The organism is Aeoliella sp. (assembly GCF_965227375.1).
GTDB lineage: Bacteria > Planctomycetota > Planctomycetia > Pirellulales > Lacipirellulaceae > Aeoliella.
On record NZ_CBDDFX010000001.1, the window covers coordinates 1,647,748 to 1,668,763 of the forward strand.

Here is a 21,016-nt window from a genome sequence, read left to right on the forward strand (position 1 = left end):
CGCCAAGATTGGTAGTTTAGATTTTACGCGTTCCTCACCGGAGCCCCCATCATGTCTTACCGCCTTCAACATCACATTCGCGCCACGGCCAATCGTCATGGCATTACTTCGCGGCGCGACTTCTTGCGCGCGGTGGGCGTTGCCGGCGCGGCGGTGGGCGCGGTGAGTTGGACCGACGCGATTGCCCTGGCGGCCGACGATTTGCGGAAGCGCAACAAGGCGTGCATCCTGCTGTGGATGGCGGGTGGGCCGAGTCAGTTTGAGACGTTCAGCCCCAAGCCCGACCACGCCAACGGTGGTGAGACCAAGGCCATCTCGACCGCGGTCCCCGGTATTCAGATCGCCGAGAACCTGCCGCGCGTGGCCGACGTGATGGACGAGATCGCCATCATCCGCTCGATGACCAGCAAGGAAGGCAGCCACCCGCGAGCCAGTTTCTACATGCATCACGGCTACCTGCCGATGGGTGGGGTGAAGTTCCCCACGCTCGGCTCGAACGTCGCCCACCAGATTGGCGACGCGGCTTGCGAACTGCCCAGCTTCGTGCGAATCGGCGGTCGAGGGCAGGGCTCGGGCAACGCGGGCTTCCTGGGCGTCGACTACGATCCGTTGATCCTGCAAAACGCCGATCGCCCGCCGGCCAACAGCAGCCCGACCACCAGCCGCGACCGCTACACCCGCCGGCTGAGCCTCTTGCAGAGCCTGGACAACGACTTTGCCTCGGCCGAGGGAACCGACCTGGTGAACGACCATCGCAAGTTGGTCGATGCGGCCAGCGAGATGATCCTCAGCCCCAAGATGGAAGCGTTCGACATCGAGCGCGAGTCGTCTTCGATGCGCGATGCCTACGGCCGGACGAACTTCGGCGCGAGCTGCCTGATGGCACGAAGGTTAATCGAGCACGGCGTGACGTTCGTCGAAGTGAACGTCGGCGGCTGGGACACGCACGACAACAACTTCGAGCGCGTGGCGAACCTCACCGGCCAGATCGACCAGCCGATGGCACAACTCATCGCCGACCTGCGACAGCGCGGCATGCTCGACGACACGCTGGTGATCTGGATGGGCGAGTTCGGCCGCACCCCGAAGGTCAACGCCCGCAACGGACGCGACCACTACCCGCGTGCGTTCAACGTCGCCTTGGCCGGTGGCGGAGTGCAGGGAGGGCAAGTGATCGGCAAGACCAACGCAGCCGGCACCGATGTGACCGATCGCCCTGTGCAGGTGAAGGAGCTGTTCGCCAGCATCTACACACTGCTGGGCATCGATCCAGCCATCGAGAACATGAGCCTCATCGGCCGCCCCATCCAACTCGTCGACGAAGGCGAAGCGGTCGAAGAGTTGTGGGGGTAGGGGCGAGTGGAACGACTCATCGACTCTAAAACTCCTCAAAGGGGCTCGACGCGCACCGTTTCTGCGTGATAATCACAGAGTGTTTGGCACGGTCCCGACCTCTGCGGCGTCAGAATCTTGAAGAAGCCCGATCCCAAGTCACTTCCCGTTATCGGCTGGCGCGAATGGGTCGCCCTGCCCGAGTTGGGAGTCGACAAAGTCAAGGCCAAGATCGACACCGGCGCGCGCTCCAGCAGCCTGCACGCGTTCGACATGAAGGTGTTCGAGCAGGACGGCAAGTCGTTCGTCCGCTTCAAGGTCCATCCGCTGCAGCGGAGCAGCCGAGAGACCATCGAGGTCGAAGCCCCGGTGCTCGAGTTCCGCAAGGTCCGCAGCTCCAGTGGCCACGCCAAGCAGCGTCCGGTGATTGTCACCACGGTCGAGGCGCTCGGCCAGTCGTGGCCCATCGAGCTGACGCTCGCCAATCGCGACGAAATGGGCTTTCGCATGCTGCTGGGTCGCGAGGCGGTGCGGGGGCGGATGCTGGTCGATGCCGGCGCGTCGTACTACGGAGGCAAGCCGCCGTCCGCCAAACGTAAAACGACCAAGAAGAAAAAGAAGAAGAAAGCAAAGCCCTCGGGCAAACAGCGAAAAGAGGAACCCTGATGAAGCTTGGAATCCTATCCCGTAGCCGTAGCTGTTACAGCACTCGCCGCCTGCGCGAAGCGGCCGAGCAGCGTGGCCACAAGGTCAAGGTGCTCGACACGCTGAAGTTCGCCATCGACCTGGAAGAGGGCGAGCCCGACCTGTACTTCCGGCAGAAGCACTTGAGCCACTACGACGCGGTGCTGCCGCGGATCGGTGCATCGATCACCTACTTCGGCACCGCGGTGGTGCGGCAGTTCGAGCAAATGGACGTGTTCGCGGCCAACTCGTCGTCCGGCATCGCCAACTCGCGCGACAAGCTCCGCTCGCTGCAAATCCTCAGCAAGCACCAGATCGGCATCCCTCAAACCACGTTTGTCCGCGACAAGAAGGACGTGATACCGGCCATCGAACGCGTGGGCGGCGCGCCGGTCATTATCAAGCTGCTCGAAGGTACTCAGGGCGTGGGTGTGATTTTGGCCGACTCGGTGAAGATCGCCGAGGCCATTATCGAGACGCTGCAGTCCGCGCGGCAGAGTGTGCTGGTGCAGAAGTTCGTCGCCGAGAGCAAAGGCCGCGACGTGCGGGCGTTTGTGGTGGGCGATCGCGTGATCGCCGCCATGCGTCGCGTCGCGCAGGGACAGGAGTTCCGCAGCAACGTCCATCGCGGCGGGCGGACCGAGGTGGTCGAGCTGGACGACAACTACGCCGCCACCGCGGTGCGGGCCGCACAGATCATGGGCCTCCGCATCGCCGGCGTCGACATGCTCGAAAGCAACAGCGGTCCGCAAATCATGGAGGTCAACTCGTCGCCCGGCCTCGAAGGCATCGAGACCTGCACGCAGCTCGACATCGCCGGGGCGGTGATCGACTACATCGCCGCCCAGGTCGACTTCCCCGAGATCGACCTCCGCCAGCGACTCACCGTGAGCACCGGTTACGGCGTGACCGAGATCCACATTCCCGAAGGTTCGGAGTACGTTGGCAAGACCGTGCAGGAGTCGGGCCTGCGGGAAAAAGACATCAACGCCCTCACGCTGTACCGTGGCACCACCGTGATTCCCAACCCGCGGGCCGATCGGCAACTCGAGGCGGGCGACCGGCTGTTGTGCTTCGGCAAGCTTGAACGCATGCGGGACATGATTCCCGAAAAGACCCGGCGGCGACGACGACCCAAGATCAAGGATTTGCCGCCTCAAGAAGACCACCAACAAGAGAACGACGGATGAAGCGGGCATTGGAAGCGAAGTCGGTAGGCGACTGGGACGGCCAGCGGATCGCGCCGGGTGAGGCCCGCGACATTCGCTTGGCGATTTCCGAGAGCTACAGCGGCATGACGGTGAAGATTCCGATTCACGTCCGCCGCGGCCCGCAACCCGGCCCCACGGTGTTTGTTACCGCCGCGCTGCACGGCGACGAAATCAACGGCACCGGCGCCATTCGGCAATTGATTCAGGACGAACACCTGGAGCTCACCAGCGGCGCGCTGGTGTTGGTGCCGGTGCTCAACCTGTTGGGCTTCGATCGCCACTCGCGGTACCTGCCCGACCGCCGCGACCTGAATCGTTCGTTTCCCGGCTCCGCCGACGGTAGTTTGGCGAGCCGCATGGCGCGGACCATCTTCGACGAGATCGTCGCCCGTGGCGACTATGGCATCGACTTCCACACGGCCGCGGTGCGGCGGACCAACTATCCCAACGTCCGCGGCGATTTGTCGAATCCCGAGGTGCTCCGCATCGCCGAAGCGTTCGGCTGCGACTTCATCGTCAACGGCAAAGGCCCCGCCGGCGCGTTCCGCCGCGAAGCCTGCTCGGCCGGCCGCCCGAGCATCATCCTCGAAGGGGGCGAAGTCTGGAAAGTCGAGCCCGCGATCGTCGAAACCGCCGTGCGCGGCGTGCATAACGTGCTGGCCGAACTCGGCATGACCGACCAACAGCCCGAGCGGCCCGACTACCAGGTGATCATCGAAAAGACCAAATGGGTCCGCGCCGAACGCGGCGGCTTCCTGCAGTTCCACGTCCAGCCCGGCGAGATGGTCGAGCAGGACCAACCGCTGGCCACCAACACCAACCTCCTGGGCCACGAACGCAGCGTACTAAGCGCGCCGTTCGACGCAGTAGTGATCGGCATGACCACCCTACCAGCCGTAAGCCCCGGCGAATCGGTCTGCCACCTCGGCCAACTCCCCGCAGGCACCCGCCCGAAGCGCATCGCCAAACACCGCGCGGCCGAAGACAGCCTCGAAGGCCGCCTGGTCGACGACCTGGCGACGAACGTGATGGTGGTGGAGCGGGAAGAGGAAGTGGAGGGGGATTAGGGTTTTCGGTGTGCCCACTCTGCGGGAGGGTCGGGGCATTTGCCTGGGGAGGGGGATTCACTCCAGGTTTGAACACGGTATTTCATCCCCAGGAGCTACTTTCTTCGCACCAAGGGATAGAGCTGCAAGTCTTCCTGGGTACATGCTGGTCCGGTAAACTAGCGAGGCCGCAAGGCTCGCTGCGAATTGGAGTTGTGGTGACAGCGGGAGAGTCTGTTTTCATAGATGTAAAAAAATCGCTGTAGAATCCCCCCTCTGATTTGATCTAATAAACAGAGCTGCTTCGCAGCTAGTGGGACCGGTGCGCGCGGGCGGTGTCGCTTCGCGGCCCGAGCGCTCGTTCAACGGAGTGAAGGGCGACTATCGAGTTTTGTCCTCCCGTAAAACCACCAGGGACAAAACCCACTGGGCCCTTTTGCGAGGCGATGTGTGTAAACCGTTGTCGCAAAACAACTTGCGGCAGCGGGCCGGGTTTTCCGTGGGCGGAGTTTTGGTACCACCGATGAAAATCGGGGAACTACTCAGCGTGGGCGAAATCGTAAGCCGCTGGTGGGTAACGACTTATGGAGATGGAGAAATTGGGTTTTGGTCCACCCGCGAGCACCAATACAACTGCTTGTGCCCCAGGGCCTCGTAGTGCTGCACCAGGCACTTCGCGTCGCGCTCGCTGGTGGGCTTGCCGATGCGGAACGGGTTTCCGTCGTCGCCTTGCCGCCACACTTGGAACGCGTGCAGCGAATCGATCTCCGGCTTGCGATCGGGTAGCGCCGAGAGCAGAAGATCCAACTCCGAATGCAACGCGTCGGCGTCAATCCGCTGCATGTCGCTTCCGTCGAAGGGAACATGCCGTGCGACGTGCTCGACTTCCGGAGAGTCGGCCAGTACCAAACCGCCGGGTTGCGTGTGAACGAATTGAAACACCACCTGCAATCCACACGGATACTCGAACGCCCAGAAGTCCGCGGCGCCGAGACCATCGACTTCGTCGGTGAGCATCGGCGGCCCAAGCGTCTGGGCCGCCACTTCATGATTGAACGTACAGATCAGCAGATGGGACGGCAGATTGGTGAACGGAACCGGAAACGCGAGCGGCTTGGCGGTGGTGAGGTCGATGTTCGTCATCTCAGACCTGCTGCTACGCCGGGTGATTGGTGAAAAAGTGACCGTGAGCCAGTCGCCCGCGATCGTCTTTGTGAAAATTGTATTCGAAGCAGCCTTGGCTCGCACAACGTGCATCGAATTGGTGAGGGTTGTTGACCGCGACGATCTTGCCGCCGCACATTGGACACTCGAACGCCCTTCGCTCGCCGCGCATGATGTCGTCCACAACGCACTGAATCGCCGAGAGGTCTTCCTCGCGAGCACTATTCCGGGTAGGTGTCCAGACGTAGAAGCTTCGACGGTGCCCGGGTCTTGGAGAGAACGATTCCCCCGCAGGATCATACACAATGTCGGACTTAAACTCCGAGACTCCGTCGTCGCAGACCAGCGTGCACTCAAGGGTAAAGATGTCGCGAACCAGGCTGTTGGGTCCGCAATTCGAATCGCTATCGAACGTTGGTATCAGCGATCCTTCGAACTCGCGCAAGGGCGAATCCAGTTGGGGAAGCAGATTCTGCTGCAAGAAGTACTCGAGTTGTTCCTTGAACGCCGCAGTGACCAGATCGCGGTGGTAGGAAGTGGAGGACGGGCTGAAATCGAGGTGGTCGATGAGACGCATGATACTGGGCGGTGTGACCATCTCCCCTCCCACTTCGCAGCCCCCGGCGCGATCAGCAGGTGCGGTGCAGGCGTTGCACGGATCCCAGTGCCACAAGACCGATCACCAAGACCAGGGCGGTGGAAGGCTCGGGAATGACCCAAGACGCAGCAAAGCGTTCGATCAACAGAGCGTCGTCGGAGAAGTCTTCGTTGAGAACCAGGCGAATGGACTCGACGCCGCGCGCGGGGTCGAGGTTTCCGATGCCGCCAGAGACGAAGCTGACGCCGTTGTCGGCAGAGTACCAGAGTTCAAAAGTATCGTCACTAAGATTTGCATCGAGCATGGTCAGCAGACTGCCGCTACTTCCCAGCACCACGTCGGGGGTATCCGAAGATCCGGTGCCCACGCCGTTGCCGTGCAGGGTGACTTCGGTGGCCGAAGTGCGAGTGAAGAAAATCTCGGCGGTTACGAAAGTCGACCGGGGGTCGAACGTAATAAACGTCATGCGGAACTCTTCGTCTTGAGCAGGATCGTAGACGCTCTCGTCGAAGTCCCACGATACGTCGTACAGCCCGATGACACGTCCGGCGTTGAGCGGGTCCACATCCACATAGTTTGTGCCGAAATCAGTGTTAGCCTTGCCGGAAGCATCCAATTGTCCCGCGCCGTTGGTGACGACATCGTCGTTGTCGGCATCCGCGTCGAACAGCGCGGTATCGGCTGAGTTGAAGGCGGCCTGGATTTGCGTGTTCGCGACATCGTCGAACAAGAAGTCGGTGACGATCACGCCTGAGTTGAAATCGTCCAGAATGGATGCCTGAGTTGTCGCAGTCAGCAACGGCAGGCAGAACAAGGCGATCAACAAGCGTAGCTTCGTCATTAGTTTACTCCACGACCAGCGTCTTTAGATGTATGTTCCCGGAACTCGCTGAAATGCGATTGAGATCCCCAACCCCCAGTAACCTTGAGGATAGTCGATATCTCCGGCTCTATAAAGGCTTTTTTCAGGGAGTTTGTCCTATCTGCAACGCGCAACCACTTATGCACGGCGAAAATACGTCCCTGGGATTGCACTACTCGGGCATTTCCGGCTTGCAGCCCAGTGCCGTGCGGACGTCGGTTAGCTTTTCGCGGAGCAGGGTGATTTGTTTTTCGAACGAGGCTTCGTCGGTGTCGACGCGTTTGATGATGCGTTCGCCGCTGGAGATGATGGTCTTGGCCGAGGTGCGGATGGTGTCGAGGTTGGCAGCGCGTTTTTCGATTTCCAGCACCGCGCGGTCGATCGACTCGAAGTCGACCTTCTGCGACTCGGTACTACCTGCCTGGCGGACGGAGATGGCGCGGGCGGTGACCAACGCGGCTTTGAGCCAGATGTCGGTCGAAGGGTCTTCGGGATCCCAAACGCAAACGATGTCGCTGCCGAAGTGCTGGAAGGTTTCGACGCCGGCCGGCGCCAGGCGGCGCGAGAATACGAACAGGCCGATGCCTGCGTCGCGGTTCTTGCGGGCGAGTTCCAGTTCCGCGCGGGCCGAGGTGAGTGTGTACCCGCTTTGCTGTTTGGCTTCGACCACTACCCGCTCGCCCGCCGCCACGCAGCTCGGTCCAAGCTCCACCACGCAGTCGCCCTTCTTGCAGTTCTTGATCAAGCCGGTCGTGGTGCCGGTGGGCGTGACGATGTCGCCGGCATGCTGGGCCTGGCGGGCGATGAACTCGTACACCGCGTCTTCGAACACCTCGCCGTGCCGCGTGGAACGCTCGGCCTCCTTGCGGGCGGTGGTGATTTCGGCCAGGGCGACTTTCACCTGCTGTTGGAACTCGAGGTTCTTCTTATCGGCCTCGCCGAGCAGGTCGAGCAGTTCCTTCTTCAGTCGCGCCAGCGGCGAACCATCTTCGTCGAGCGTCAGGTTCTTGTGGATCGCTCCCTGCGTGGCTTCGAGCATCTCCTTGAGCCGTGAGAGGGCCGAGGTGTGGTTGTCGAGCGAAAACTCGCTGGTGATGGTCTTCTGTGCGCGATCGACGTTCTGCACCAAACGGCTGAGCGCCGAGGCGTCGTCGTCGAGCGAGAACTCCTTGACCACCTCGTCGATCTTCTCCTTGAGGTCGTTGGTCAGATCGCCGTGCTTGGTGTTCAGCTCGGCCACGAGCCGCGCGAGCGCGCCTTCGCGATTGTCGAGCGAGAACTCCTTAAGCACCTTTTCGCTCTGCGCGGTGAGCTGCCCTTCGACCGCTTGTCGCAGCGCGGCCAGCAGGCCTTCGGACTGCGCGGGGTCGAGCATCTTCATCAGCGGGCTTTCGCTGCCGACGTGCGTGAGCAGCGTGCGGGCGAGGCTGGAGTTCTCGCCGTCGATCTGGTCGCGCATCAGCTTGGCTAGCTCGCCATCCTGCGAGACCAGGCGTCCCACTCGTTCGTTGAAGCGGCCGTCGCTGGGGTCGAAGTACTCTTTGAGCGTGCGATTGAGGTTCTCGCCGGTGTGCTTGGTGTACGTGTCGAGCGTTTGCGACAGCGTGCCGAGGAGCTGCGAGGTTTCGCGCCGCAAGAGATCGGCGTCGAGCCGCGTATTGGCGTGCCGCAAGGCCATGACGCCGATACGCAAGGCGTCGAGGGCGAACGTATCGCGGGTGCCGAGTTCCTCCTGCTCGAGCAACGCCTCGATCACTTCCCGGTCGCGGACCACCAGCTTGAGCGGCAATTCGCGCGGCAGCTCGCCATCGAGCGCACTCTTAGAGATGCGAAATAGCAGCGGCTGGTTGGAAGTTTCGGACGATGAACTGGCCATGGCGGGTCTCCGTACGCTGGCGCAACAAACTCACACGAAGTGTACGTCTGTCAATATCGCGAATCGCCGGGTGGAAGGCAAGTCGGATGGCGCGGGCGGAGACAGGATTCGCTGTGGACAAGCGAGGAAGTTGGAGGAATATGCCGCCTACGAAGAGGACACTGCCGTGTGGTCAGCCCATGACGGAAGTCGTGGGTCGACGCAAACCCGCGACTTCCGTCGCGGGCTAGGGTCCTGTTGCTTCCTCACTCACGCGGGAGAGAGGGAACACCAAGTTTCACTCCTTGACCGGCACCCAGGCGTCGCCGGTTTCGGAGGTGGGTTGCTTGGCTACGACGTGGCGTTTGGCGGCGATGGTCGGCGGTTGTGTTTCCAGCAGCACGGGGGCGGCCAGTTCCACGGCCACAGTGCGGCGGGTGCTGCCCCAGACTTGGGGTTGGTCGAACCACAGGATCTGCCGCTCTCCGCGAGCCCAGCAGCGGACTTCCAACTGGCCGGCGGTCCAATCGTCGGGCACTCGAAACACCACCGACATGGTGTGCTGCCCCTCGAGTGTTGTTTGCGACGACGGACGCAGTTGGAAGAACGCGCCGTGACTGTCGTTGATGGTGCCGCTGACCACCACCGGGCGTTTGGGTGGCAGGCGGCTGGTGGTTTTGGTCTCGGCCGTGCGGTCCTTCATGCCGCCGGAGATGCTGGGCGTGACTTGCGCGACGACTTCGCCAATGGGAATGGGCGACTGGCCGCCGAGCGTGGCATCGAACGTCTTGGATTTTTCTTGCGTGGTGGTGACCTGGATATCGCCAGCGTGCTCGCTGCCGAGCGTGGTTTGCGGTGCAAAGTCGTGCACCACCAGGCCCGACCTGGCGCCGTCGATCTCGATGGTGATTTCATCCACTCCGGCCGCGCTACCTTTCAAGACGCGGGCGGAGACAGGGAAGGTGACTTCCACGAGTCGCGCAGTGCTAGGCTGCGCGGCCTCGACCACTTGATGGGCTACCAATAGTTTGGGCAGATCGAATTGCACCGCCGGGGGTTCACCAGCCACCACGGCGCCGGCCGTCACCCAAAGAAGAGGTAGCAGCGCACGCCGTAATCGCGCGCCAGCATTCGGTAACATGTTCCGTCCTCCGTTACACCTCGTGTTTCCATTCCAGTCGCATGCACAACAAGAAAGCAATAAAGGCCGGAAGCGTTGCTCACCACTCCAGGCGCCGACGCTTCCGGCTCACCACTTCTGCTGCAATTAAGATTACGCGCCTGGTGGCCAAAAGGTTCGCGCGGCTGCGGGTGCTAGCATCAACTCGTCCGACCTTGCGGCCACTTGCTGGCGGAACGATGGTAGCAGTTCGGCAAAGCTGTCGGGCAAGCCGGGCAGACGCACGCGAGTCATCACTTGGCCCAAGCGGAATAACAGCAAACGGTCCTCGGCGTAGTCGGCCACGAATTCGAGTTCGACAAACTTATCAATGAACTCCGCCAGCCGCCCCACCGAGTTGCCACTGAATGATTCAATCCGCTCGGCCACCCACACCGCGTCGGCTTCGGCCATTCGCTGGTAGTAACCTGCGAGGCGCTCTGCGTTTTGCTGCACCAACACGTCGTCCAACAACAACTCCACCAATACATGAGCAAGAAAGCTAGCGCGGAGGTCGGTTCGCTCGCTGCAGTGTTCGACAATCGTGCGACTGAACTGCATGTTGAGCTCGACAAACGCTCGCGTTTCGTGAAACCAACGATCGTCGTCGTGATGCTGCGCAACGCCACGAGCGAGCGCGGCCACGCGGGGGTCGCTGTCGTCGAACGCAGGCTCGACGTGCTTGGTGCGACACTTGGTCCGCCGCGCGGCCACACCAAGCCAGTCCGGCACCGCCAGGCCGGCGAGCCAGTAGGGATCGCAGTCGTCGCGATCGATCCAACGATGAGCGTGAGCGAAGTAGTTCAAAGCAAATGCGGAATGCGGAACGTGAGAGCAATCGAGCTGCCCTAGCCGGTGACTTACGCGTCGCCGGAACGTGCGAGTGTACTTTCACTTTCGCGTGCCATGCGTCGCAAGTAAACCCACACCGCGAATTTACCGCCGAGGTAGGCAAAGAAAAGCATCCACAATGCCTCGAACACGATTGCGAATTCGTCGTAACGTGGAACAGGTACCTTAGAGCTCATTAAAACCACCGAATCTGCTTCTGTGGAGAGACCTGACGGGAAGGCCTGTTGTACGTTTGCTGCTGCGTCCGATTCCGATGTTGCCTCCTCACCGAGTTGTCCGACATATGGTCCCAGAATTTCTCCTGCTTGGAAATCGTAGTCATGAAGCACGGCGACTTGCCTGTGTGCCCAATTGGTTATGGAATGGGTGGGAAGCTGAGAACTCGTTTGCGAACTTAGTAGCCCGTAGATTGAACACCATGTAATGAACCCAATAGCAAACGCCTGCCATCGGCCACGGTCGAGCACTGCAAAGACAACCATCACAGCAGCGACGAGCGCCGAAATAGATGTAACAATTCCGGCCAACAGCGGGGAGGCGAACTTGAGCAGCGTGCACGCGATGGCCAACAGCGCGACCCCGATCAAGAGCTCGCGGAGCGATATACGCCACCACTTGTTTGGAGACTCGGTCATGATTGCGCGATCTCAATGGAGTTGCCTTCACGCGACATTCTACGCAAGTAAACCCACACCGCGAATTTGCCGCCGAGGTAGGCGAATAGGATTGCCCACAAGCAGTGGCCTATTGCTAGAAAGTGTTCGGGAGCGGGCAGCCCCTTAGAGATGAGTGTGCCACCATTCCAGTTGGGAGGAATCTGACTATTAGCTATGCCCCCGCCTTCGAATCGCGGATAGTTGGATGATAGTTTTTCGACTACGCGTCCCGTCTCCATCTCAACCAGGTAGGTGCCGCTTGCTTTTTTCCACATCGTATTCAATACGTGAGATGTCGGTAGGTAGCCAGCTTGCTGAAGGACAGTCTTGATGCCAACGGCCTTGCCCGTCGCGAAATCGATATCCGGTTCGTTATCCATGGTTGTCGCTGGCTGCTGTGTCCACAGCACGGCGTACACCACCATGGTGATTACCGCCCCGATGGCTGCGGCCTGGCGAGCTCCTCGCTCGGTGGCTGCGACGATCGCCAGCACCACCGCCAGCACAATGGTCAAGCCAAAGACCGCCATCGCCCAACCTTGCGAAGCGTTGAGCAGCGATGCGAACGACACGGCCACGAAAGCGAAGATGCCGAGCAACTCGCGGAGAGACAAACGCCACCACTTGATTGGAGACTTGGTCATGATTGTGTGGCCTCGATGGAGTTGCCATCACGCGACACTCGACGCAAGTAGACCCACACTGCGAATTTACCGCCGAGATAACCGAACGCCAAGGCGAACAGCAAATGGCCTACATTCAAGACCGTCTGCAGGATGGGAAATAGACTAACGTTGTACACCGTCGGACCGCCGGGTTGACCAAAGGAGCTTGGTGGCTTGATTGCTGAACCTGCAGTGAATCGACCAGCTCTCCTTGATTCCACTTCTTCCAGGGTTCCGTCGTACGGTTCGATCGGTCGATTTTCGCCATCGAAGTAGTACGGAGTACGCATACGCCACCACAGATTTGCGAGTAGGATCGACGTGGGGAGCCGGCCCTGGGAGTCGACAAACCTGGTAGTGCCAAGAGTGCTAACGATATAAGGAGGTCGTGTGTTCTGCACGCCGAGCAGGTAGCAAGCCAGTACGGCCGTAAAGCCGATCGCAAACGCTTGCGTTCGCCCGCGCAGGATGGCCGCGAGGATGATGGCAATTGCACCAACGATCATGACGAACGTCGCAAGAACGGTCACCCAAAGCTCGGTGGGATGGACCATCGCCGCGCAGGCCACGGCCAGGAAGGCAATGACGCCGAACAGTTCGCGGAGCGACACGCTTGGTAGTCGACTTGTCCATCCAGTATTCATACGTTGCTCTCTCCCTTGCCACGCTCCCCACATCGCCGAAACACTGGTATCCTGTTCGATGTAGACCACCGCGTGTATTGCGAGACCCCACCATGCTAACACAATCCGATCTCTCGATCCCCACGCTCGGCGAGCCGCGGTTCGACTCGCCCCTGCTCGACGACGGAGTGCATACCCGCTTCATGCCCGACAAGGCTCGGGTACTGCATGAGATCGACTACCTGGAGGGCGACGACGTTGTCGAACTAGGGTTCGAGAAGGCTGGTGCGCGGGAGCGGGTGTTCTTCGACGCCAAAGCGAGCAAGGCTGCCATCGTCACGTGCGGCGGGCTCTGCCCGGGGCTGAACAACGTGGTGCGGAACCTGTACTACCAACTTCATAGCAGCTACGGCGTGCCCACAGTGCTCGGCATCCGCTACGGCTACCAGGGACTCAACCCGGAGAAAGGGCTGCCGCCCATCGAGTTGACCTCCGCGATGGTCGAACCCATTCATCATCAAGGGGGCACGATCCTCGGCACGTCGCGCGGGCCGCAAGATCCGCAAGTGATGGTCGACTTCCTGCAACAGCAGGGCGTTAACATGCTGTTCTGCATCGGCGGCGACGGAACCCAAAAAGGGGCGCACGCCATCGCTCAGGAAGTGAAGCGACGCAGTCTGGAACTCGCCGTGGTGGGCATTCCCAAGACCATCGACAACGACATCAAGTACTGCTACCGCACGTTTGGTTACCTGACCGCCGTGGCCGAAGCCGAGAAAGTGATCGACTGCGCCCACATCGAGGCCAAGAGCGTTCCGAACGGCGTCGGGCTGGTAAAGCTGATGGGCCGCGAGGCGGGTTTCATCGCCGCGGCCGCCACGATCGCCAGCGGCGAGGTGAACTTCACGCTGATTCCCGAGGTGCCGTTCGAACTGGAAGGCGATAGCGGCTTGCTTGCGAAACTCGAGCGACGCCTGGAGGACCGCGACCATGCGGTGATCGTGGTAGCCGAAGGCGCAGGGCAGCACTTGCTCGAACGACACGGCGCGGAGTTCGACAAGTCGGGCAATCGCAAACTGGGCGACATCGGCTTGTTCCTCAAAGGCCAGATCGGCGCGCACTTCGCCGGCCGCAACCTGCCGGTGAGCGTCAAGTACTTCGACCCCAGCTACAACATCCGCAGCGTACCAGCCGGCGCCGGCGATAGCCTACTATGCGAGCAACTCGCCCGCCAGGCAGTAAACGCCGCGATGGCCGGCAAGACCGACCTGTTCATCGGCCTCTGGCAAAACCACACCGTGCACGTGCCGCTGGCGATCAGCACCGGGCAGATCAAACGCATCGACCCCGAGCAAGAACTATGGAGCACCGTGCTGGCGATCACGGGGCAACAGAAGTGGTGAGCTGCAAGGAGCTAACCACGGAGGGCACAGAGGGCGCGGAGGCTATAGAGTTGTGCTCATTCGTCACGTAACTTAGCCCCGTCGCAAAGCTGGGCTACACAAGGGGCAACTCGATGCCGCTAGACACTCCGTGGGACGACGGCATCTATCGATGCGTTAAGTGCAATTCAACGGAGTTTAAGTACTATCCGTTCTGTGGATTCTGTGGAGCCAAGCAGCCATCGAAGGCCAGATCCCAGGCTTTAGGCTATACACAGAGTTTGACGACCATCGGTGGCCTTCAGGAACTAGCAACCGCCATCGCTGGGTTCAATGGATTCGCAGTTCGCCTATGGGAATACTGCGTAACACACCGCCGGCTACGACTGCACTTCTATCGAACGGGTGACAATAAGATGGTGCTAACTTGTTCGGGAACATCGGAAATACACCTGTCGACGGTGGCTTGGGTCCCTGACTTGGATATTCGCGTCGAAACAATTGAGGATAAAACGACCTACTTCGTGTACGACCGCACACACGAGTACTTTATCCGCAGTGAAGACATTGTTGCCCATCTTGGCGTCGACTCTGCCTTCCTCGGCGACGGGCTTTGCCCTCGGTGACTTGCACAGCATTCAGCCGTTGCGTTTTGTAGCACGCGAGACACATCCGAAAGCCTGTTTGTGTCGCAGCGCACGGAGTCTACAGCGCTGCACGATGGTCCACGCAGCTTAGCCCCGTCGTTTACGGCGAGGCTAAGCTGCAACGCGAACCCCCTGCACCCCAGGAGCAGGCCCCTCCATCTGCTCAGATGTGTTGTACTCAGCGATCGAGCGAAGTTGTTGTGCGGCGACGGATTAACAGCCCAAAGCTCCCTAGGCACAGCAGCAGCACTGAAGCGGGTTCAGGAACGATTGACAGATTGCCGACCGCTACGGAAGTCGCCAGGTCGGCTTCGATGTTCGTCAGCGACGCGAGGGGGAACGTTTCATCGCCAAAGTTGCCGATCGTGGTCACCACGGCGGTATCCCCCGGCGAAAGGGTCAAGAAGACGGAGGAGAGAATCCGATCGAAGTCTTCCAGCGCTACCGCAAAGCCTGTGATGGGGTCGACGTCGAGCGTCGAAATCTCACCTTCGTTAATCGTGCCCGAATGGTCCAGCTGCAGTGCGAGATCCTCTAACGAGTCGGCTTGACGAATGGTGTGGCCCAGATTGAATACGAGCTCCGCGCCGATGTCGCCACCGGTATCAAAGACTTCGGCTGAGAACCTCCCTTCGGCGGTCGCGGTAAGTGGGTCGAGCGGCACGGTCTCGAGCGCGGCCTCGAAACGAAAGGTGGTGGTTTCGTCGAATGGATTCGTGACCTCGATACGCCGTGCCAGGTAGGGGTCGCTGTTGCCTACCGAGTAGGTTTGAGCATCGACACCGGTCGTAAAGATCTCTTCGATTGCCGGAGTGGTGAACTCGGATGCACCCAGAGCAATCAAGATTCGGTTGGCAAAGATCGCGTTGGACTTCACGGCCTCTGTGAATTCATCCAGGAGTCGACTGTTGTTCGAGGAGACACCAGCCGCGGCGTCCAAGAAGTTATCGACCGGGACAGAATCGCCGCCGAGAGTGAAGGTGGACTTTCCATTGGAATCAACGCTCTGTTCCGCAAACTCGCCGCCTGTGCTGCGGCCGATGGAGCTGATCCCTTGTGGGAAGTCTCCAAGGTCCGGCCCCGAGAAGTCAAAGGTTTCAAAGTACTTGAAGACATCGACCGGCGGCTCCTCGCCACCTGCATGGGCCGGCGACGTCAGGCCAGCGATCAGAGTTAGACTAGCGAGAAAACAGAGAGTGCGCTGATAGATCATCGGGCGAGTCCAGAGGTGGTTAGTCAAGAAGTTCCGCTTACTTACCGAGTAGCCAGAACCACCAACTCTATTTCCCCTGCCGATGAATACCAGCTGTCAATTCTGACAGGACCGCTGGGTTCAGGTGCGGATCAGCCCCTGCTGGATCGCCCGAGTGATCGCCTGAGCGCGACGGGGCGTGCCTAGTTTCTCGCTGGCGTTCGCCAGGTGGAAACGGACCGTCCGTTCGCTGATGCCGAGGTTGGCGGCGCTCTCGTCGATGGTCTTTCCCTGCGCCGCAAGCTGTAGGCACTCGGTCTCGCGGTCGGTGAGCACCGGGGCAGCACCAGTTTGCTGGCCGTAGCCGAGTTGCTCGGCGCGCTGCATCGCCAGCGCTGCAGCATGGCGGAGCACGGGCGTGTCGTTGGCGACGCGTTGGGCGAACGCGTCGGGAGGCTCCTCCGTGAACAGCGTGGCGCCACGGCAATAGTCCCGCGTCGACAGCGGGATCAACAAGGCATCGCCGATTCCATTCCGGTCTGCATACTCGATGACCGACTGCTGCTGCGGGGTGACATCGAACAGCGATTCAATGGACGACTTGGTGTAAGGAAGCGTTCGCGTCGCCATTAGCTCGAATAGCAAGTCGAACGTCGCCATCTCGGCGGCTTGGTACTCTTGCAGCAGCGCTTCGTCGAGTGTTGTACACATCGCCGCGCCGGTGCTGTCGATCTGACCACGACGAATCGGTGCATACCCTAACGTGCAGCCGAAGAAACCGTAGGGTTTTAGGAATTCGAGGAACACGCCGAGCAGATCATCCACGCTTTCGACTAGCGAAAACGACTGCGACAACTCTTCCAAGGGGGGCATAGGTGGTCCAAGCAAGTGACAGGCTGCAGGGCGGATGTAGCCACCATATTACCTACGGTTCGGCAGGAATGAAAACCGCCTTGGCATTGCCTCCTGCAGCCCAAGGCATTTAGCCCAATGCGAGTTGCAGCGCAGTCCACCGTTTGGCAACGGTAGCTAGAGCCGCGACCTTCAGTCACGCAACCTAGTTCCCGTCGTTTGCCGCCTGACAAGGAGTAGCCCAAGTACGCCGCCAATCGACAGCAACGCCGCGGTTGCTGGCTCGGGGACGGCCGAGAACGTGATCTCGAATTCGGTGATTGCGCTGCCTACTCCTGGTGATTGTTGACTGGCCGTGACGACCTGCTGCACGCCAAGGGCGTATTCCCCAGGTCCCAGCACGAACGAATCGGACAAACCACTAAGAGCCGAGTCGGAATCGAACGCATCCAGCGGCGGGTTGAGCTGGCCGTAGTCGCCTCCGTTGTCGAACAGGAAGACGCTATAGTTGCTCGAGTCCAACAGCCCATCGCCCAGTGCCAGCAGCGCGCCATTGGTGAATACTGTCGGCGCCGGATTGCTGATGTCACTGGAAAGCGTCGGCACCGTCAGAGTCACTAGCTGCGGCGTGGTTACGGTGAAGTCCACGAGCATCTGGCTGACAATCTGCTTGTCCTCCACTGGATCGTCCGTGTCGATATCCACGCCAAGCAAGCCGGCAAACGCATTACCGTCGATTACCGAGTCCTGAAATGCGGTTCCGTGACCATCGGTTATGGAGTCGCTGAAGACCCCCTGGGCATTGTACACATGGTTTCCCAGGTCGGTCGTGTAGAGCAACCTTGTGGAATCGGTGACGACGACCTCGGCCGTCGATTCAGCGGCCAACACGGCTAGCAATAGGAAACCGAATACCGCGCCAATACTCCGACTGCTGCTGTTGCTATCCATGGGGACTCCTCCTTCAGAAAGAAGCGAATATGCAGAAAACGTTACAAAATCAGCCCGGAGTCGAATAGCACGGTCGAACCCGGAATCACTCAGCACGCCGGCAAGTCGGCGGGCGACTATGCGGAGTTCGCACGGCTGAATCGCACGCGGCGATAACAACCAAACAGCGCCATGCCAGCTGCTCCGAGCAACCACGTGCTCGGCTCCGGAACGCGAGAGCTGACGCTCAATTTGTCAAAGAACAACTCCCTCGCACCGTTGGCAGAACTCCCTGTGCCGGATGTCGCGATGCGGAGCCCGACGATGGGTTCGCCGACCGTGCCGCTGAGAGGGGAGTTGAGCGAGAACGTACCGGTCGCCGTGGTGAGCGAGCTAACGCTGCCGGAGTAGGAGTCGGGCCCAGTGAGTGTCACCGAGACGCGGAACGCGTCGCTCGCTTCGATCGCGCTATCCGATCCGTTGAGGATCCAGTGGTCGTTGGTCGAGCCGAGGCTGGTCCGGAGCGTGTATCGCGGAACGCCATCGGCGCCGAGGAGTTCAAAGATGTTGCCGATGCGAGCCTGTCCTTCCAGTGCAGATCCGTCGATCTCCACACTAAAGGTATCCCCCACCTGCAGCGGTGTGCTGAACGAGCGCGCGGCTTCTGCCGATGCGGACAACGAGCCATCCGTCGTCAGGCCGAACGAGGGGTCGTCCAGCAGCGCCGCCCCCAGGGGCCCCACCCCGACGCCATCGATGAAATGGGGATCCGAGCCGAAAATCGGGTTCAGCGCCGTGGCGTCTCCATCGAAAGCGAGCGACCATGGCCCGAATCCAGATCCACCGTTGTCCCCATTGTCCCATCCGTCGGCGTAGGCTGGCTCCGCGGCCGAGTCGTAGGCCATGCCCGCATGGGCGCAGTTTGCGATCGCGACCATCGAAAGAACAGCAATCATCCGCGTCAACAAAGTCTTCATCGTTCATCTCCGGGAAGGGTGAGGGTGTGTGTATTTACCCCTGGAGGCGTCACCAACCGGAGAATCAGCTCACCGAATCAGGAGTAAATCCTGACAAACAGAAAAGTCTCGGCCCCGCCAGTTTCATAGAACGAAACAGGGGCCTTTGCGAGCTCAGCGTCCCTCAGGGCGACGACGTGAAATCGCTCCCAGATGACGGATGGAACGGACAGCAGCAGCGATGCAAATCACCGATCGTAGTTGGTTCAGAACGATCGGAGCTCAATAGCCGGATCGCCACGCGACCCGTGAGAGTTTGCTTGGGCAGGGTCAGCTTACGCCACGGCTTCCGGCAACGCGTACAGCACTACGGCCATGTAGTGAAACCCGGTGCCGGCGAGGACGAACAGGTGCCACACGGCGTGGTGGTAGCGGAGTTGTCGCCACAGGAAGAATACCACGCCCAGCGAGTAGGCGGCTCCGCCCAAGGCGATGAGCGCCATGCCGCTCATGGGCATGACCTGCAGGATCGGGCCGATGGCCATCAGGCACGACCAGCCCATCAGCAGGTAGATGCCGACGCGGATCTTGGTGGAGTTGGTGCGCTCGGTCAGCTCGCCAAAGATGCCCACCAGAGCGATGGTCCACACGAAGGCCAACAAGGTCCAGCCAATCGTAGTGCGCATGTTCGACAGGATGAACGGCGTGTAGCTGCCGGCGATCAACAGAAAGATGGCCGATTGATCGTACCGCTGCCAGCGGCTCTTGGTGCGCTCCAGCGCTTCAGGTACCGCGTGGTAGATGGTCGAAGCGGCGTACAGCACCACCATCGTGAGGCCGAACACCGTGGTGCCCACCAGTTGCCAGGTGTTGCCACCTTGCCAGGCCCACATGCCCAGCAGGATCATGCCGACCAACGCGAACAATGCGCCCAGGCCATGGGTGATCGTGTTGGCGACTTCTTCGAAGCCGGTGTACTCGCGGTGGCGAGTTTGTTTCAGCAGAAAGGTCATGGCGGGATCGTGGGGAGGGGAACTGGCGGGGGTTGTGAATTTTACCACACAGGTGCCTTTGGAGGGGACCGGATGTTCGGGTTCTCCGGGTGGCTCCTACTGGTTAAATGCTATCGCTGGCGTCGTGATTGAGGAAACCCCGGTGGGCAGTTTGGCAAGCGTTTTGGCCACTAGGGCTTTTACGTATGCGTTACGACCGCAACAACTTACCAGCGGGCAACCGCTACTGCGGCTACAAGATCAAGCGAAAGGTTGCTTGCAACGGGGCAGAGATTCAGCGAAACTTTATCTTAGTTTGCTGGTTTCCGCATAGCCAGCCGCTCTTCTCTCGTCCCGCCCGCGCCCGAATGACTGTTCGTAAGCTCAAATTCCTGCCCACAAAGGCGACATTTAAGCTCGGCGAGCAGCTTGGCATGGGCACCGTCGGTGTGGTGTACCGCGCTACCAGTCCCGACATCGAAGAGCCCGTGGCCGTGAAGCTGCTTCACCCGAACGTTTCGGGCGATGAGAACATCGTGGAGCGGTTCGAGCGCGAAATCACGATCATGGAGCGGCTGAACCATCCGCACATCGTGCGGCACTACGGTGGCGGCATCATGGACGGGCAGCACTTCTATGCCATGCAACTGCTTGACCATGGTTCGCTGAAGGACCGGTTGCAATCGGGCGGGCCGCTTTCCTGGAAGCTCACGGCCGCTTACACGATTCAGATTGCCTCGGCACTGCAACACGCGCACAACCATGGCATCGTCCACCGCGACTTGAAGCCGAGCAACCTGTTCTTCGACGCCAAGGGCAACCTGGTGCTGGGCGACTTCGGCATCGCTCGCGACACGCACTCGGCTGAGATTACCGACCACGGCGTCACGGTTGGCACCTACGCCTACATGGCCCCCGAGCAGATCCAGGCCGACGCGCAGATGGACTACAAGGCCGATCTCTACTCGCTGGGTTGCGTGATGTACGAGATGCTGACCGGCAAGCCGCCGTTCATCGGTGCGAACTTCGCCCAGGTGTGGGACCAGCACCTGCACCACCAGCCGGCCGACCTGCGCAAGCAGGGTGTCGACTGCCCGGAGTGGCTTTCGCGGATGGTGATGCAACTGCTCGAGAAGGAGCCTCAGAACCGGCCGTTCAGCGCCCGAGCCGTGCAGGGCTACTTAAAGCAGCACCTGACCGACGAACTTGGCGAACAAGAGGCCGACGAGCTAATCGAACACCTGCCAGCGGTGCCCCAAATGGAGGTGTACCGCAACGAGCCGCGCACTTGGGTGCTGTGGCTAGTGGTAGCGGGAATCGTTGCCGGCTGCGCGGTGGCGCTGTTGCGAGGTTGAGCA

Annotated in this window: 21 protein-coding genes; 7 read left to right on the forward strand and 14 right to left on the reverse strand. The window is 60.6% G+C overall.

All coding sequences use genetic code 11. The features are described 5' to 3' along the window. Nucleotides 1-51: 51 nt before the first annotated feature. The 4 genes from ACQK2L_RS06780 (at nucleotide 52) to ACQK2L_RS06795 (ending at nucleotide 4,294) form a co-directional block, all read left to right on the forward strand. Nucleotides 52-1,353, forward strand: a complete 1,302-nt coding sequence (locus ACQK2L_RS06780; protein ID WP_425396178.1) for a DUF1501 domain-containing protein — start codon at nucleotides 52-54, stop codon at nucleotides 1,351-1,353. Nucleotides 1,354-1,470: 117 nt separating this feature from the next. Then, complete coding sequence (locus ACQK2L_RS06785) at nucleotides 1,471-1,998, forward strand: ATP-dependent zinc protease (RefSeq protein ID WP_425396179.1); 528 nt, start codon at nucleotides 1,471-1,473, stop codon at nucleotides 1,996-1,998. Beyond that, complete coding sequence (locus ACQK2L_RS06790; RefSeq protein ID WP_425396180.1) at nucleotides 1,998-3,206, forward strand: RimK family alpha-L-glutamate ligase; 1,209 nt, start codon at nucleotides 1,998-2,000, stop codon at nucleotides 3,204-3,206. The genes ACQK2L_RS06785 and ACQK2L_RS06790 overlap by 1 nt, the downstream gene beginning before the upstream one ends. Then, a complete protein-coding gene (locus ACQK2L_RS06795; RefSeq protein ID WP_425396181.1) occupies nucleotides 3,203-4,294 on the forward strand; it encodes a succinylglutamate desuccinylase/aspartoacylase family protein in 1,092 nt (363 codons plus the stop codon). The genes ACQK2L_RS06790 and ACQK2L_RS06795 overlap by 4 nt, the downstream gene beginning before the upstream one ends. Nucleotides 4,295-4,855: 561 nt before the next feature. On the opposite strand, the gene ACQK2L_RS06800 is transcribed toward ACQK2L_RS06795, so the two are convergent. The 9 genes from ACQK2L_RS06800 to ACQK2L_RS06840 all read right to left on the reverse strand — a co-directional run bounded on the left by ACQK2L_RS06800 (nucleotide 4,856) and on the right by ACQK2L_RS06840 (nucleotide 12,728). After that, on the reverse strand, nucleotides 4,856-5,416 hold the full coding sequence (locus ACQK2L_RS06800) for a hypothetical protein (RefSeq protein WP_425396182.1): 561 nt from the start codon (nucleotides 5,414-5,416) through the stop codon (nucleotides 4,856-4,858). Nucleotides 5,417-5,429: 13 nt separating this feature from the next. After that, entirely contained in the window at nucleotides 5,430-6,014 is a 585-nt protein-coding gene (locus ACQK2L_RS06805; protein ID WP_425396183.1) for a hypothetical protein, read from the reverse strand. 52 nt (nucleotides 6,015-6,066) lie between these two features. Next, nucleotides 6,067-6,876 (reverse strand): hypothetical protein, encoded by an 810-nt coding sequence (locus tag ACQK2L_RS06810; RefSeq protein ID WP_425396184.1) that lies wholly within the window; start codon nucleotides 6,874-6,876, stop codon nucleotides 6,067-6,069. Between the two features lie 193 nt (nucleotides 6,877-7,069). Continuing rightward, a complete protein-coding gene (locus ACQK2L_RS06815) occupies nucleotides 7,070-8,773 on the reverse strand; it encodes a hypothetical protein (protein WP_425396185.1) in 1,704 nt (567 codons plus the stop codon). A gap of 277 nt (nucleotides 8,774-9,050) precedes the next feature. Next, complete coding sequence (locus ACQK2L_RS06820) at nucleotides 9,051-9,893, reverse strand: hypothetical protein (protein ID WP_425396186.1); 843 nt, start codon at nucleotides 9,891-9,893, stop codon at nucleotides 9,051-9,053. 132 nt (nucleotides 9,894-10,025) lie between these two features. Continuing rightward, nucleotides 10,026-10,718, reverse strand: a complete 693-nt coding sequence (locus ACQK2L_RS06825; protein ID WP_425396187.1) for a hypothetical protein — start codon at nucleotides 10,716-10,718, stop codon at nucleotides 10,026-10,028. A gap of 53 nt (nucleotides 10,719-10,771) precedes the next feature. Next, the gene (locus tag ACQK2L_RS06830; RefSeq protein ID WP_425396188.1) at nucleotides 10,772-11,398 is read right to left on the reverse strand and encodes a hypothetical protein; all 627 of its coding nucleotides are present in this window, start codon (nucleotides 11,396-11,398) and stop codon (nucleotides 10,772-10,774) included. Then, a complete protein-coding gene (locus ACQK2L_RS06835; protein ID WP_425396189.1) occupies nucleotides 11,395-12,063 on the reverse strand; it encodes a hypothetical protein in 669 nt (222 codons plus the stop codon). Before ACQK2L_RS06835 ends, ACQK2L_RS06830 begins: the two co-directional genes overlap by 4 nt. After that, entirely contained in the window at nucleotides 12,060-12,728 is a 669-nt protein-coding gene (locus ACQK2L_RS06840; protein WP_425396190.1) for a hypothetical protein, read from the reverse strand. The genes ACQK2L_RS06835 and ACQK2L_RS06840 overlap by 4 nt, the downstream gene beginning before the upstream one ends. Before the next feature lie 92 nt (nucleotides 12,729-12,820). Between ACQK2L_RS06840 and ACQK2L_RS06845 the strand changes: the two genes are divergently transcribed. Together ACQK2L_RS06845 and ACQK2L_RS06850 are read left to right on the forward strand one after the other, a co-directional pair. Continuing rightward, a complete protein-coding gene (locus tag ACQK2L_RS06845) occupies nucleotides 12,821-14,110 on the forward strand; it encodes an ATP-dependent 6-phosphofructokinase (RefSeq protein WP_425396191.1) in 1,290 nt (429 codons plus the stop codon). A 113-nt stretch (nucleotides 14,111-14,223) separates the two neighbouring features. After that, entirely contained in the window at nucleotides 14,224-14,715 is a 492-nt protein-coding gene (locus ACQK2L_RS06850) for a hypothetical protein (protein ID WP_425396192.1), read from the forward strand. A gap of 199 nt (nucleotides 14,716-14,914) precedes the next feature. Here the strand turns inward: ACQK2L_RS06850 and ACQK2L_RS06855 are convergent, their stop codons facing one another. The 5 genes from ACQK2L_RS06855 to trhA form a co-directional block, all read right to left on the reverse strand. Then, nucleotides 14,915-15,949: a PEP-CTERM sorting domain-containing protein gene (locus tag ACQK2L_RS06855; protein WP_425396193.1), complete on the reverse strand. Its 1,035-nt coding sequence runs from the start codon at nucleotides 15,947-15,949 to the stop codon at nucleotides 14,915-14,917. Between the two features lie 120 nt (nucleotides 15,950-16,069). Further along, on the reverse strand, nucleotides 16,070-16,801 hold the full coding sequence (locus ACQK2L_RS06860; protein ID WP_425396194.1) for a response regulator transcription factor: 732 nt from the start codon (nucleotides 16,799-16,801) through the stop codon (nucleotides 16,070-16,072). Between the two features lie 171 nt (nucleotides 16,802-16,972). Next, nucleotides 16,973-17,731 (reverse strand): PEP-CTERM sorting domain-containing protein, encoded by a 759-nt coding sequence (locus tag ACQK2L_RS06865; protein WP_425396195.1) that lies wholly within the window; start codon nucleotides 17,729-17,731, stop codon nucleotides 16,973-16,975. Between the two features lie 116 nt (nucleotides 17,732-17,847). After that, nucleotides 17,848-18,687, reverse strand: coding sequence for a PEP-CTERM sorting domain-containing protein (locus ACQK2L_RS06870; RefSeq protein WP_425396196.1), 840 nt, complete (start codon nucleotides 18,685-18,687; stop codon nucleotides 17,848-17,850). A 314-nt stretch (nucleotides 18,688-19,001) separates the two neighbouring features. Then, nucleotides 19,002-19,679 carry a PAQR family membrane homeostasis protein TrhA gene (gene trhA / locus ACQK2L_RS06875; protein ID WP_425396197.1) on the reverse strand — a complete coding sequence of 226 codons (678 nt, stop codon included), beginning with the start codon at nucleotides 19,677-19,679 and terminating at the stop codon, nucleotides 19,002-19,004. A 185-nt stretch (nucleotides 19,680-19,864) separates the two neighbouring features. On the opposite strand from trhA, the gene ACQK2L_RS06880 reads away from it, so the two are divergent. Then, nucleotides 19,865-21,013, forward strand: a complete 1,149-nt coding sequence (locus ACQK2L_RS06880; RefSeq protein ID WP_425396198.1) for a serine/threonine protein kinase — start codon at nucleotides 19,865-19,867, stop codon at nucleotides 21,011-21,013. Nucleotides 21,014-21,016 lie beyond the last annotated feature (3 nt).